Annotated in this window: 15 protein-coding genes; 13 read left to right on the top strand and 2 right to left on the bottom strand. The window is 71.0% G+C overall.

All coding sequences use genetic code 11. The annotated features are described in order from the left end of the window. Positions 1-58 precede the first annotated feature (58 nt). Entirely contained in the window at positions 59-622 is a 564-nt protein-coding gene (locus WQ53_RS14465) for a glutathione peroxidase (protein WP_052633408.1), read from the bottom strand. 124 nt (positions 623-746) lie between these two features. On the opposite strand from WQ53_RS14465, the gene WQ53_RS14460 reads away from it, so the two are divergent. From WQ53_RS14460 to WQ53_RS14425, 8 genes are all read left to right on the top strand, one after another. Continuing rightward, positions 747-995, top strand: a complete 249-nt coding sequence (locus WQ53_RS14460) for a hypothetical protein (RefSeq protein ID WP_052633407.1) — start codon at positions 747-749, stop codon at positions 993-995. Positions 996-997: 2 nt separating this feature from the next. Further along, entirely contained in the window at positions 998-1,360 is a 363-nt protein-coding gene (locus WQ53_RS14455; protein ID WP_052633406.1) for a GntR family transcriptional regulator, read from the top strand. Continuing rightward, a complete protein-coding gene (locus WQ53_RS14450; protein WP_052633405.1) occupies positions 1,360-2,262 on the top strand; it encodes an ABC transporter ATP-binding protein in 903 nt (300 codons plus the stop codon). Before WQ53_RS14455 ends, WQ53_RS14450 begins: the two co-directional genes overlap by 1 nt. Positions 2,263-2,267: 5 nt before the next feature. Beyond that, positions 2,268-3,266, top strand: coding sequence for a hypothetical protein (locus WQ53_RS14445; RefSeq protein WP_052634112.1), 999 nt, complete (start codon positions 2,268-2,270; stop codon positions 3,264-3,266). Positions 3,267-3,287: 21 nt separating this feature from the next. After that, on the top strand, positions 3,288-4,115 hold the full coding sequence (locus tag WQ53_RS14440; RefSeq protein ID WP_052633404.1) for a DUF4097 family beta strand repeat-containing protein: 828 nt from the start codon (positions 3,288-3,290) through the stop codon (positions 4,113-4,115). 20 nt (positions 4,116-4,135) lie between these two features. Further along, entirely contained in the window at positions 4,136-4,810 is a 675-nt protein-coding gene (locus WQ53_RS14435) for a hypothetical protein (RefSeq protein WP_052633403.1), read from the top strand. A 12-nt stretch (positions 4,811-4,822) separates the two neighbouring features. Then, positions 4,823-5,605 (top strand): hypothetical protein, encoded by a 783-nt coding sequence (locus WQ53_RS14430; RefSeq protein WP_052633402.1) that lies wholly within the window; start codon positions 4,823-4,825, stop codon positions 5,603-5,605. A gap of 108 nt (positions 5,606-5,713) precedes the next feature. Continuing rightward, positions 5,714-6,133 carry a hypothetical protein gene (locus WQ53_RS14425; RefSeq protein ID WP_052633401.1) on the top strand — a complete coding sequence of 140 codons (420 nt, stop codon included), beginning with the start codon at positions 5,714-5,716 and terminating at the stop codon, positions 6,131-6,133. A 154-nt stretch (positions 6,134-6,287) separates the two neighbouring features. Here the strand turns inward: WQ53_RS14425 and WQ53_RS14420 are convergent, their stop codons facing one another. Beyond that, positions 6,288-7,670: a class II fumarate hydratase gene (locus tag WQ53_RS14420; RefSeq protein ID WP_144409463.1), complete on the bottom strand. Its 1,383-nt coding sequence runs from the start codon at positions 7,668-7,670 to the stop codon at positions 6,288-6,290. 248 nt (positions 7,671-7,918) lie between these two features. Here WQ53_RS14420 and purB point away from each other — a divergent pair, with 248 nt between their 5' ends. The 5 genes from purB to WQ53_RS14395 all read left to right on the top strand — a co-directional run bounded on the left by purB (position 7,919) and on the right by WQ53_RS14395 (position 13,098). After that, positions 7,919-9,289, top strand: a complete 1,371-nt coding sequence (purB, locus tag WQ53_RS14415; protein WP_052633399.1) for an adenylosuccinate lyase — start codon at positions 7,919-7,921, stop codon at positions 9,287-9,289. Positions 9,290-9,583: 294 nt separating this feature from the next. Continuing rightward, the gene (gene bla, locus WQ53_RS14410; protein ID WP_052633398.1) at positions 9,584-10,477 is read left to right on the top strand and encodes a subclass B3 metallo-beta-lactamase; all 894 of its coding nucleotides are present in this window, start codon (positions 9,584-9,586) and stop codon (positions 10,475-10,477) included. Positions 10,478-10,505: 28 nt separating this feature from the next. Then, entirely contained in the window at positions 10,506-10,904 is a 399-nt protein-coding gene (locus tag WQ53_RS14405; RefSeq protein ID WP_052633397.1) for a VOC family protein, read from the top strand. Beyond that, positions 10,901-12,202, top strand: a complete 1,302-nt coding sequence (locus tag WQ53_RS14400) for a cupin domain-containing protein (protein WP_082113055.1) — start codon at positions 10,901-10,903, stop codon at positions 12,200-12,202. The genes WQ53_RS14405 and WQ53_RS14400 overlap by 4 nt, the downstream gene beginning before the upstream one ends. Next, on the top strand, positions 12,199-13,098 hold the full coding sequence (locus WQ53_RS14395) for a GNAT family N-acetyltransferase (RefSeq protein ID WP_082113054.1): 900 nt from the start codon (positions 12,199-12,201) through the stop codon (positions 13,096-13,098). Before WQ53_RS14400 ends, WQ53_RS14395 begins: the two co-directional genes overlap by 4 nt. Positions 13,099-13,529: the final 431 nt, after the last annotated feature.

The raw sequence follows: 13,529 nt of genomic DNA, 5'->3' as shown, positions 1-13,529 counted from the left end.
GTCCGGCAACGCCGGCGGCCGCGCATTGTCGCACGCACCGGCATCCGGAGTCGGCACTTCAGCGCTTCGGCGGCGGCGCCTTCAGCTCGCGCTCGATCGCCGCGACCAGCGCCGGATCGCCCGGTTCGACCTTGCTCGGCCAGTTGCCGACCACGCGCCCGTCGCGGGACACCAGGTACTTGTGGAAGTTCCAGCCCGGTGATACGCCGGTGGCCTGCTGCAGGCGCTGGTAAAGCGCGGTGGCCTCGGGGCCGGTCACCTGCACTTTCTCGTACATCGGGAACTTCACCCCGTAGGTGAGCGTGCAGAACTCCTGGATCTGCTCCTCGCTGCCCGGCTCCTGGCCCCTGAAGTCGTTGGAGGGAAAACCGAGCACGGAGAAACCGCGCGCGCCGTAGCGCTGCTGCAGCGCTTCCAGGCCCTCGTACTGGGGGGTGAAGCCGCACTTGCTGGCGGTGTTGACGATCAGCAGCACCTTGCCGCCCTGCTCCTCGTTCAGGTTGACCGGCGTCTTCGACGCCAGCGGACGGTATTCCACGTCCAGCAATGCCGGCCCGGCGGCTACCGCCGGCACCGCCGCAGCGAGAAGAAAACCCTTGAGAATCATGGACCTGATCGACATCTGCAGCTCCCTACGAAGAAATATGGCTGGATAGGCCATTGGTTGGGTGACCGGGGTGTTGACTCCCTGTGTTTAGGTGTTATAGTTGAATACAACACCAGTCACCCAACGCAGGACACCCGCAATGAAACGCACCCTGTCCGCCTACCGCTCCTGGTTCATGGCCGTCGGCCTGGCCGTCGCGATCGTGGGAACGACCCGGTGGCTGCCCGACCACGATGGACGCCGTGGTGATTATGGACTTGCCGGGGCCGCCGCGCAGCGCGGCGACACGGACCTGGACGCGGCCGCGGAGCGGCCTGCGCGCAGGCTCCGGGCCTCGTCGACCATGCCCTATTTCTCCTTTGCGCAGTCCCTGCGCTCACGGGGTTGACCATGAGTGACATCCAGTGGAGCGACGGCGCTCCGATCTACCGCCAACTGAAGGACCGCGTGATCGCCATGATGCTCGACGGAATCCTCAAGCCGGGCGAAGCCCTGCCCTCGGTCCGCCAGGTGGCCGCCGAGTACCAGCTGAACCCGATCACGGTGTCGCGCGCCTACCAGGAACTGGCCGACGAGGGCCTGGTGGAGAAGCGGCGCGGCCTGGGCATGTTCGTGACCGAGGAGGCATCCAAGCAGCTGCGCAGCAGCGAGCGCGAGCGCTTCCTCAAGGACGAATGGCCGGCGGTGGTCGAGCGCATCCAGCGCCTGGGCCTGTCCCTGCAAGACCTGCTCAACTCCACGGGGAACCACTGATGAACGTTGCCGATTCCCATACCGGCGCCGCCGCCGCGGCCACCGGCGCAGTCATCTCCGCGCGCGGCCTGCGCAAGGCCTACAAGAACAAGGTCGCCGTCGCAGGGGCCGACTTCGACATCGGCGCCGGCCGCATCGTCGGCCTGATCGGCCCCAACGGCGCCGGCAAGACCACAGCGCTGAAGGCGATCCTGGGCCTGACCCCGTTCGAGGGCAAGCTGACGGTGCTGGGCAAGGATCCCTGCACCCAGCGCGACGAGCTGATGAACGACGTGTGCTTCATCGCCGACGTGGCCGTGCTGCCGCGCTGGATGCGGGTGCGCGAGGCGATCGACTTCGTCGCCGGCGTGCACCCGCGCTTCGACCGGGCCAAGTGCGAGCGCTTCCTGGCCAACACCCAGCTGCACCCGAAGCTGCGCGTGCGCGAGATGTCCAAGGGCATGATCGTGCAGCTGCACCTGGCCCTGGTGATGGCGATCGACGCGCGCCTGCTGGTGCTGGACGAGCCGACCCTGGGCCTGGACATCCTCTACCGCAAGCAGTTCTACCAGCGCCTGCTGGAGGACTACTTCGACGAGGACAAGACCATCCTGGTCACCACCCACCAGGTCGAGGAGATCGAGCACATCCTCACCGACGTGCTGTTCATCCGCGACGGCAGGATCGTGCTGTCCTCGCCGATGGACGAGGTCGCCGAACGCTACACCGAAGTGCTGGTGGGCGCCGACGCGCTCGAGTCCGCCCGTGCCCTGAAACCCATCGACGAACGCGGCCTGCCGTTCGGCAAGACCGTGCTGCTGTATGACGGCACCCCACGGGCGCAGCTGGCCGCGCTGGGCGAGACCCGCAACCCCGGCCTCGCCGACCTGTTCGTCGCCATCATGAAGGGGACTTACGCATGAACGCCCTGAACGGCATCACCTCCACCACGAACCCCTCGCACGGCACCGCGAAGTTCAAGTGGCTGCTGCAGCGCGAATACTGGGAGAACCGCGGCGGCTTCTTCTGGGCGCCGCTGATCACCGGCGCGATCATCGTCGGGCTCAACCTGATCCTGGCGGTGATCGGCAGCATCGCGGCCCGGCGCAGCATGGGCAGCAGCGGATTCGTATTCGACGACGCCGATTCGCACCAGGTCGGCCAGGCGCTGGGCGCGATGGGCGACGGCATGCTGCTGGCCGGCGTGCTGCTGGCCTGCACCGTGCTGGCCTTCGTGGTGTTCTTCTACGCGCTCGGCTCGCTGTACGACGACCGCCGCGACCGCAGCGTGCTGTTCTGGAAGTCGCTGCCGGTGTCGGACTCGCAGATGGTGCTGTCCAAGGCCGCCTGGGCGCTGGTGCTGGCGCCGCTGTGGGCGATCGGCGTGGGCCTGCTGATCGGCGTGGCGCTGTGGGTGATCTCGGCGCTGACCATCACCGTCAACGGGCTGCCGGCCGCGCACGCGGTGTTCACCCAGTCGCACCCGCTGCGGATCATCGGCGGCGTGCTGGCCTCGTTGCCGGTGTACATGCTGTGGGCGCTGCCGACCGTGGGCTGGCTGATGTTCTGCTCGGCCTGGGCCCGCTCCAAGCCGTTCCTGTGGGCGGTGCTGGTGCCACTGCTGGCCTGCGTGGTGATCAGCATGATGACCATCCTGCCCGGCGTGGACGTGCCCCACGACAAGGTCTGGTACACCCTGGTCTACCGCGGCCTGCTGAGCGCGGTGCCCGGCGCCTGGTACCCGGCGATCAGCGGGGTGATCGACACCTCGGTGACGATCAATACCCCCGACGACCTGGCCGGCGCCATCGACCTGACCCGCAGCTGGCACGCCTTCGCCACCGCCGACCTCTGGATCGGCGCGCTGGTCGGCATCGGCTTCATCGCCGCCGCCATCCGCCTGCGCCGCTGGCGCGACGAGGCCTGACCCTAAGCAACGGAGACTCCCATGCGCATCATTTTGACCGGTCTGCTCCTGCTCACCCCGCTGGCGGCGCTGGCCAACGACAACAACTGCCGCCACTCGGCCCCGCGCGAACTCGTGCTGGACCTGGCCGGAGTGAAGACCATCCGCGTCGAGACCCACCAGCACGACGTCCACCTGCGCGCCGCCCCCGGCGGCCAGCACGCGGTCCGCGGCCGCGCCTGCGCCAGCAAGCCCGAGTGGCTGGCCGGCCTGACCGTGACCCAGGAAAGGAAGGGCGACACCCTGGTGGTGCGCGCCCGCCGTGAGGCGCAGGACAGCCTGTCCAGCCTGTTCGGCAACAACTACGCCTGGCTGGACCTGTCCGGCAGCGTGCCCGACGACGTGCTGGTGCAACTGGTGGTCGGCTCCGGCGACGGCTCGCTGGAAGGCGCGGCGGCGGCCAGCGCGGACGTGGGCTCGGGCGATGCGAAGCTGCGCGGCATCCGCGGCCCGGTCACCGCCAAGGTCGGCTCGGGCGATGTCGGGATCGACGGCGCCGGCTCGCTCAAGGTGCTGTCGGTCGGTTCGGGCGACATCAAGGCCCGCAACGTCGGTGGCGCGGTCGAGGTCGGCAGTATTGGCTCTGGCGACTTCGAACTGGTCGGCGCGGGCGGCGACGTGCACGTCGGCTCGGTCGGTTCCGGCGACGCCGACCTGCGCGACGTCTCCGGCGCGGTGCGGGTCGACTCGGTCGGCTCGGGCGACGTGGACGTGCGCGGCGCGGCCAGCCTGTCGGTCGGCTCCATCGGCAGCGGCGACGTCAGCCACCGCGACGTGCGCGGCACCGTCGACCTGCCGCGCAAGCGCTGACACCCACACGGAGAACCGGCATGGACAACACCCGCATCCGCCGCTGCCTGCTACCCCTGCTGCTGGCCGGCCTGCTGCCGCTGGCCGCACAGGCCACCGAACCGCAGGCCGGCGGCATCGCCCGGGAGATCAGCGCGGAACTGGCCGAGGCGCGCAAGGAAGTGCGCCAGGAACTGGCCGCCGCCCGCACCAAGCTGGAAACCGAGAACCTGGAGGTGGGCCAGAGCCTGCGCTTCGGCAAGTCCGGCAAGCGCGCGGACAACGACCGCGAACCGCTGCCCAGGGCGGAAATCACCCCGCGCGGTGACTTCCTGATCGAAGGCAAGCCGGTGGCCGTCGACGACCGCCAGCGCCGGGACCTGCTGGCCTATCGCGGCCAGGTCATCGACATCGCCAAGGCTGGCATCGACATCGGCGAACGCAGCGCGCAGCTCGCGCTCGACACGGTCGACCGCGGCCTGTTCAGCCTGGTGTTCAGCGCCATGACCGGCAGCCTGGAACGCCGCCTGGAAAAGACCATCAAGGAAACCGTCGAGCCGGGCGTGCGGCAGATCTGCCACAGCCTGCCGGCGTTGCTGGACACGCAGCAGCGCCTGGCCGCCAGCCTGCCGCAGTTCCAGCCCTACGCCACCCTGCAGGCGGACGACGTCGAAGACTGCGAAAACGGAATCCGGCGCGAATTCGCCAAGAACTGAGAGGAGCCGACCATGCGCAAGTTCCACGTCCTCGCACTCGCCGCCCTGCTGCCGCTGGCGGCCTGCGGCAAGAGCGACCCGCCGCCGGCGTCCTCCTCGACGGACGCCACGGCCGCCCCGGCGGCCAACACCGCGCTGGGCAGGAAGATCCAGGAAGCCATGACCAAGGCCGGCGAGAAGCTGGCCACCGAGAACGTCAGCGTCGGCGGCAAAGGCGGCAACCACGGGTTCGGGTACCGCAGCAGGTCCGGCGGCAAGGACCTGCCCAAGGCCGAGATCACCCCGCAGGGCGACCTGCTGATCGCCGGCAAGCCGGTGCCGGTGGACGAGGCCCAGCGCAAGCTGCTGCTGGAACACCGCGGGCACATCATCGGCATCGCCCAGGCCGGCATCGCGATCGGGATGCAGGGCGCGGACCTGGGCATCAAGGCCGCCACCGGCGCGCTGAAGAGCGTGTTCACCGGCACCACCGACGACTTCGAGAAGCAGATGGAAGCCGAGGGCAGGCGCATCGAAGCCGAGGCCAAGAAACTGTGCGCCCTGATGCCCGGCCTGCTGGCCTCGCAGAACGCGCTGGCCGAGGCACTGCCGGCATTCCAGCCCTACGCGACCATGGACCAGTCCGATATCGACGACTGCGGCAAGGACGGCAACTACGACTTCGATCTCGACGGTCCGTCCAGCGCGTCCGCCGGCGATGAAGGCGACCGCGACGCCGGCACGCACGCGCAACACATGGACGCAGCCGCCGAGGCCGACGCGGCGGCGAAGGGCTCCTCCACCGGCAAGCAATAGCCCCTCCCCCTGCCGGCAGCCGCTGCGATTGCGGCCGCCGGCAATGCCGGCCCCGGTGCCGATGCGCCGGAAGCTTCCTTGCATCCGACATCGCTACCGGAGACGACCATGCGCACGCTGCTGGCCACCGCCCTGCTGCTTTCCATGCCGGCCGCCCATGCCGCTGCCGCCGGCGATCCGTTGCGCGAACAGGCGTTCCAGGACCACATCGCCTACGTCGCCACGTTCGCCATGCCGGTGCTCATCGAGAAGTGCGCCGCGCTGGACGACGGTTACCTGCAACGCGCGGCACCGCTCTACTTCCACTATGTCAACGCCAACCAGGACCGGATCGAACGCGGGCGGCTGCTGACCCTGGCCGAACTGCGCCCGGACCAGACCGTGTCGGGCTATCGCGAGCAGGTGCTGGCCAGCCGCCTGGGCCGGCTCGACACTGGTACCGCCGAAGAGATACGGCGGATGTGCGAAAGCGCGCTCGGGGTGTTGCAGGGGGCGAAGATCCCCGGAGAGTGGCCGTCGCGGGACTGACTCCGGCGGGCCTCCAGCCATCGCGCGCCGTTCCTCCCGTCACCTGCGGGCCCTGGACAGGACTTGGTGGATCCGCATCTCGAAACCCGCCTGCTGGCCTGCGAACGCAGCCAGCACGGGCTCCGCTCATGGGCTTGCCGGCCCCGCGGGAGCCTCAGCCCCCGCCGCCGCCCGGCTTGCCATGGATCCCGCCATTGGCCAGCACCGCCGGGTCCAGCAGCGGCCGCAGCGTCTTCTCCGGCAGGCCGGTGACCTCCATCGCCACTTCCAGCACCGGCCGGCACTCCTTGTAGGCCTGCTTGGCGATGGCCGCACCCTGTTCGTAGCCGATCACCGGATTGAGCGCGGTCACCAGGATCGGGTTGCGGTCCAGGGCCTCCCTGACCCGCTCGCCGCGCACCTTCAGCCCGGCGATGGCCGAGTCGGCCAGCAGCCGCGAGACGTTGGCCAGCAACTGGATCGAATCGAGCAGGTTGGCCGCGATCAGCGGCAGGGTCACGTTGAGCTGGAAGTTGCCGGTCTGCCCGGCCACCGTGATCGCGGTGTGGTGGCCGATCACCTGCGCCGCGGCCATCACCGTGGCCTCGGGGATCACCGGGTTGACCTTGCCCGGCATGATCGAGCTGCCCGGCTGCAGCGCCGGCAGCTCGATCTCGCCCAGCCCGGCCAGCGGCCCTGCGTTCATCCAGCGCAGGTCGTTGGCGATCTTGATCAGCGCCACCGCCAGCGCGTTGAGCTGGCCGGACAGCTCGACCGCGTCGTCCTGCGCGGCCAGGCCCTCGAACTTGTCCTCGGCGCTCTCGAACCGGGTCCCGGCCAGCGCCGAGATCGCCTTGGCCGCCCTGGCGCCGAAGCGCGGATCGGCGTTGATCCCGCTGCCGATCGCGGTGCCGCCCAGCGGCAGCCGGCGCAGGCGCTTGAGGCTGTCCTCCAGGCGCCCCTCGGCCGAGCGCAGCTGCGAGGCCCAGGCGCCGAACTCCTGCTCGAAAGTCAGCGGCATCGCGTCCATCAGGTGGGTGCGGCCGGTCTTGACCACCTTGCGCAGTTCACGGCCGCGGCGCTCGATGGTCCGGCGCAGGTGCTTGAGCGCCGGCAGCAGGTCCTCGACCACGGCCAGTTGCGCCGAGACCCGGATCGCGGTCGGGATCACGTCGTTGGAGCTCTGTCCCAGGTTGACGTGGTCGTTGGGGTGGACCTTGGCCTTGCCCGCCTTGCCGCTGCGCTGCGCCAGCGCGGCGATCACTTCGTTGGCATTCATGTTCGAGGAGGTGCCCGAGCCGGTCTGGTAGATGTCGACCGGGAACTGCGCGTCGTGCGCGCCGGTGGCGACCTCCAGCGCGGCGGCGCGGATCGCGCCGGCCAGGTTCTTCGGCAGCAGGCCCAGGCCGGCGTTGACCTCGGCCGCGGCGGCCTTGACCAGGCCCAGCGCGCGGATGAAGCCGCGCGGCAGCGGCCGGCCGGACACCGGGAAGTTCTGCACCGCGCGCTGGGTCTGCGCGCCCCACAAGGCGTCGATCGGCACCTGCAGCTCGCCCATGCTGTCGCGCTCGATCCGGGTGCGGGCCGCGGGTGGCGTGGCGGCGGCGGGCGCCTTGGCGCGGGGCCGTGCGGGGGGCTTGCTCATGACCGTCTCCAGCGAGGATGGACTACGGCGGGCGGCCGGCATCGCCGGCGGCTGGCGGGGGCGGCCAGCATACGCCAGCCTCCCGCGCCGCCGGACCGGGGCCGGCGCCGGGACGGGCACGCTAAACTGTCGCGCTTCCCGCCGCCCTGCCCCACGCCCCCATGTCGGATTCCGCCCTGCTCGCCCTGTCCCCGCTCGACGGCCGCTACGCGTCCAAGGTCGATGCGCTGCGCCCGATCTTCTCCGAGTACGGCCTGATCCGCGCCCGGGTGAAGGTCGAGGTCGAATGGCTGCTGGCCCTGGCCGCCGAGCCGGGCATCGCCGAGCTCGCCGATTTCTCCGCCGGTGCCAGGGAGCGGCTGCGCGCGCTGGCGGCCGGCCTCTCGGTCGCCGATGCGGCACGGGTCAAGGAGATCGAGCGCACCACCAACCACGACGTCAAGGCGGTGGAGTACTTCATCAAGGAGCGGCTGAAGGATGACCCCGAACTGGGACCGGCGCTGGAGTTCGTCCACTTCGCCTGCACCAGCGAGGACATCAACAACCTGTCCTACGCGCTGATGCTGCGCGAGGCGCGCGACACGGTGCTGCTGCCGACGCTGGACGGCATCGCCGCCACGCTGCGCCGGCTGGCGCACGAGCAGGCCGCGCAGCCGATGCTGTCGCGCACCCACGGCCAGACCGCCTCGCCGACGACGCTCGGCAAGGAAGTGGCCAACGTGGTCGCGCGCCTGGAGCGGCAGCGCCGGCAGATCGCCGCAGTCGAGCTGACCGGCAAGATCAACGGCGCGGTCGGCAACTACAACGCCCATGCGGTCAGCTACCCGGACGTGGACTGGCCGGCATTCGCGCAGCGCTTCGTCGAGGGCCTGGGCCTGCCGTTCAACCCCTACACCACCCAGATCGAGCCGCACGACAACGTCGCCGAGCTGGGCGATGCGGTGCGCCGCGCCAACACCGTGCTGGTCGACCTGGCCCGCGACGTGTGGGGCTACATCTCGCTGGGCTATTTCAGGCAGAAGCTGAAGGAAGGCGAGATCGGCTCCTCGACCATGCCGCACAAGGTCAACCCGATCGACTTCGAGAACGCCGAGGGCAACTTCGGCCTGGCCAACGCCCTGTTCGAGCACTTCTCGGCCAAGCTGCCGATCAGCCGCTGGCAGCGCGACCTGACCGACTCCACCGTGCTGCGCGCGCTGGGCACCGCCTTCGGCCACACCCAGGTGGCGCTGGACTCGCTGGCCAAGGGCCTGGGCAAGCTGAGCGTGAACCCCGAGCGCCTGGACGCGGACCTGGACGCGGCCTGGGAAGTGCTGGCCGAGGCCGTGCAGACGGTGATGCGCCGCCATGGCCTGCCCAACCCGTACGAGCAGCTCAAGGCGCTGACCCGCGGCAAGGACGGGATCGACGCGGAAGCCATGCGCGCCTTCGTCGCCTCGCTGGATCTGCCGGCCGAAGCGCGCGCGCGGCTGGAGGCGCTGACCCCGGCCGGCTACACCGGCCTGGCCGAGCGGTTGGCGCGCGCCATCTAAAGGAACCTGCGGCTGGCCCGACGCTTCGCTACCCGGCGTATGCACCTCGCAGTCCGGTCAGGCCTTGCGAAAGCCTCCAACTACGGTCATCCCCGCGCAGGCGGGGACCCAGTGACTTTGCTTTGGGGATTGCACCGCACCAGCAATCAAGTCGCTGGATGACCAGCGATCCGGCTGCGGGAAAGCGCTTCCCGCCTTCGCGGGGATGACTGCATGGGGCACCAGGCTCGCGTGGATTGCGCCACCATGGCTGCTAGAGTTGCCGCCTCGCACGCACCGGATCAACCACTCCCCATGCGATTCCTGCTGTCCTGTAGCGCCCTGTCCGCGCTGTTCGCCGTGGCGACCGCCACCGCGGCTCCCGAGGCCACTTCTTCGCCGCAATCCTGCCCGGCCAATGCCGGCTGGGACGACCCATCCCCGCCCCATCGCGTGCACGGCGACACCTGGTACGTCGGCACCTGCGGCATCACCGCACTGCTGGTGACTTCGCCGGACGGCAACATCCTGCTCGACGGCGGCACCGCCAAGGGTGCGGCGCTGATCGAGGCGAACATCCGCACGGCCGGGTTCCGGGTCGAGGACGTGCGCTACATCGTCGGCTCGCACGAACACTTCGACCATGCCGGCGGGATCGCCGCGCTGCAGCGGGCCAGCGGCGCGACCGTGGTGGCGCGCGAACCGGCCGCGGTGGTGCTGGAGAGCGGTCGCAGCGGCCGCGACGATCCGCAGTACGCAGTGCTGGAAGAGATGGCCCCGGTCGCCGGCGTGCGCCGCATCGCCGGCGGCGAAGCGCTGACGTTGGGGCCGCTGGCCCTGGTCGCGCACGCCACTCCCGGCCACACCCCCGGCGGGACCAGCTGGACCTGGCGTTCCTGCGAGGACGGCGGCTGCGTCGACATCGCCTACGTCGACAGCCTGAGCGCGATCTCCGACGACGAATGGCGTTTCTCGGCCCACCCGGACTACGTGGCCACGTTCCGCCGCACGCTCGACACGGTCGCCGCGCTGCCCTGCGATATCCTGATCACCCCGCATCCGGGCGCCAGCGGCCTGTGGTCGCGGCTGGGGCCGCAGGCCGAACGGCCGCTGGCCGGCGACGGCGCCTGCCGCGCCTATGCCGACCAGGCCCGCGCCCGGCTGGACAAGCGCCTGGCCGACGAAGCCGCCGCGACTCCGGCCCGCTGAGTTCCGCCCCACGCCGACGCGATCCGACATGCAGCTGCTGATCAACATCGACGTCGACGACCTGGCCCGCGCCGAGGCGTTCTACCGCGATGCCTTCGGCCTGCTGCCCGCGCGCCGCTTCGGCGACGACGGCCTGGAGCTGGCCGGCGCACCGTTGCCGGTCTACCTGCTGCGCAAGGACGCCGGCAGCGAGGGCGCGGCCGGTTCGGCGCGCGACTACCGGCGCCACTGGACCCCGTTGCACCTGGACATCGTGGTCGAGGACCTGGACGCGGCGCTGGCCCGCGCACTCGCCGCCGGCGCCCGCGCCGAGGGCGTGGTGCGCGAAGCGGCATGGGGCCGCATCGTGCCGCTGGCCGACCCGTTCGGGCACGGCTGGTGCCTGCTCCAGTTCCTCGGCCGCGGCTACGAAGAGATCGCCACATGAGCACCCGCAAGAGTTCTTCCACGCCCGCCAAGGCCACCGCTGCCGCCGCGAAGAAGGCCGCACCCGCCTCCCGCGGCCGCCGCGCCGAACCGCCCTTCGAGGTCGATGCCGCCAGGCTGCCGCCGCTGGGCATGCCGCCCGAGGCCTTCCTGCGCGACTACTGGCACAAGCGCCCGCTGCTGATCCGCAATGCCTTCCCCGGCCTGCAGACCCCGCTGATGCCCGAGGACCTGGCCGGCCTGGCCTGCGAGGAAGGCACGCTGACGCGCCTGATCAGCCTCGACCGCGCCAGCGGGCGCTGGGACGTGCGCACCGGCCCGTTCCAGGAGGAGGACTTCCCCGGCCTGCCCGACCACGACTGGACCCTGCTGGTCCAGGACGTGGACAAATGGGACCCGGACGTGGCGGCGCTGCTGGAGCATTTCCGCTTCCTGCCGCGCTGGCGCATCGACGACGTCATGGTCAGCTTCGCCGCCACCGGCGGCTCGGTCGGCGCGCACGTGGACCACTACGACGTGTTCCTGCTGCAGGCCTGGGGCCACCGCCGCTGGCAGATCGACGCCAGCGCGGCGATGGGCCGACCGGCGCCGGACCTGGAATTCCACGAGGACGTGGCGATCAAGCTGCTGCGGCGGTTCGAGCCGACCCACGACTGGGTGCTGGGCCCGGGCGACATGCTCTACCTGCCGCCGCTGGTGCCCCACCACGGGGTGGCCGAGGACCCGTGCCTGACCTTCTCGGTCGGCATGCGCGCGCCGGCCGCGGCCGAACTGATCGGCGACTGGCTGGACGAGGTGCTGGCCGAGGCCGACGAGGCCATCCGCTACCACGACGAGGACCTGGCACTGCCGGCTGATCCCAACGAGATCGACGCGGCCGCGATGGACCGCGTGGTCGCGGCGCTCAACGCGATCCGGATGAACGACCCGGACCGCCTCGGCGACTGGTTCGGCCGCTTCATCACCACCTACCGCGCCGCCGGCGACGTGGTCCCGCGCGGCGACGAACGGCCGCGGATCGAGCTGGACTGGGACCTGGCCCACGGCGCGGCGCTGCAGCGCCACCCCGCCTCGCGGCTGGCCTGGCGCCGCAGCCGGCACGGCGCCAGCCTGTTCTGCAGCGGCCGCACGCTGGCCCTGCCGATGGCCGACGCCCGCCTGCTGGCCGACGCCCGCCTGCTCGACGGCGCGGCCTGGGACGCACTCTCCGCCGCCGGCCGCGATGCCGCCTACGAGCTCTACCAGGCCGGCCACTACGCGCTGCTGGCCGACGACCCGGACGCGGACAACGACGCGTGAGCCGCGACTTCGCCATCGTCGCCGCCGACTACGCCCGCGACCACGCCCTGCTGCGCGCGGTGCGCGAGACCGTGTTCGTGCAGGAACAGCAGGTCCCGGTCGAGCTGGAATGGGACGCGCTGGACCCGCTGTGCTACCACGTGCTGGCGCTGGATGCCGGCGGCCGCGCGCTGGGCACCGCCCGGCTCACGCCCGAACGGCGGATCGGCCGCATGGCGGTGCTGGCACCCAGCCGCGGCCGCGGCATCGGCGAAGCGATGCTGGCCGCGCTGCTGGAGGAAGCCCGGCGCCGGCAGTGGCCGGAGGTATCGCTGCACGCCCAGTTGCACGCACTGCCGTTCTACGCCCGCGCCGGCTTCGTCCCGGCCGGGCCGCCGTTCGAGGAAGCCGGCATCGGCCACCGCGAGATGCGCCGGCGGTTGCCCGGCGCCAGCGCGGTGGAGGACGCCGAAAGCGCCGCCGCGGTGCTGGTCGCCCTGGCCGGGCATGCGCGGCGCGAACTGGGCCTCTATACCCGGGCCATGGACCCGGGCCTGCTCGACCGCATGGACGTGCTCGACGCGCTGCGCCGCTTCGCGGTCCGTCCGGGCGAGCACCGCATCCGGGTGCTGCTGCAGGACGCCGCCACCCCGCAGCGCGGCGGCGCGCCGCTGCTGCCGCTGGCCCAGCGCCTGCCCAGCGTGTTCGCCTTCCGCGAGGTCCGCGACCCGGTCGACGCCCGCTACCCGTCCGCCTACGCCTTCAACGACACCGGCGGCGCGCTGTTCCGGCCGCTGGGCCACCGCTTCGACGGCGAGGGCGGCGTGGACGACGCGCCGGCCGCGCGCCGGCTGCAGCTGGAGTTCGACCGCGTCTGGGAGCGCTCGCGCCCCTGCACCGAGTACCGCGCCCTGTAGGAGCCGGCCTTGCCGGCGCGACTCGGGCTCCTGGAGATGGTTCTTCGCCCATCCAGGGGTGACCTGCGCCGCGAGGGCAAAAGGCAAGAGGCAAGAGCGTCAGGCGTGGTCGGCTTCGGGCTGAGCCGCGGCAGGCCGGGTGTGTTGCGGTCGTCTCGGCGGCACATCCGTGTGCCGACTCGCCGACGCGGCCATCCCTGGCCGCTGCCGCAACACACCCGGTCTGCCACGTCTTCGAGGCGCTTTGAGGCCGTGGCTTCGTTCGCCGCCGGATTGCCGTCGCACGTTTGCGGCCCCGGTTCCTACGGGAAGGCCAGCATCATCCAGGGTCGCGGTGCCTTTTCACCAGGCAATAGAAGTCACGACCGCAAAGCGCCCGAGGACGTCGTCCCCTCGGGGTATGGCGCAAGTGGCACAGGGATGTACCACGG

It is taken from the genome of Pseudoxanthomonas suwonensis, from assembly GCF_000972865.1.
GTDB lineage: Bacteria > Pseudomonadota > Gammaproteobacteria > Xanthomonadales > Xanthomonadaceae > Pseudoxanthomonas > Pseudoxanthomonas suwonensis_B.
This window is presented reverse-complemented; position numbering and strand designations above follow the sequence as displayed.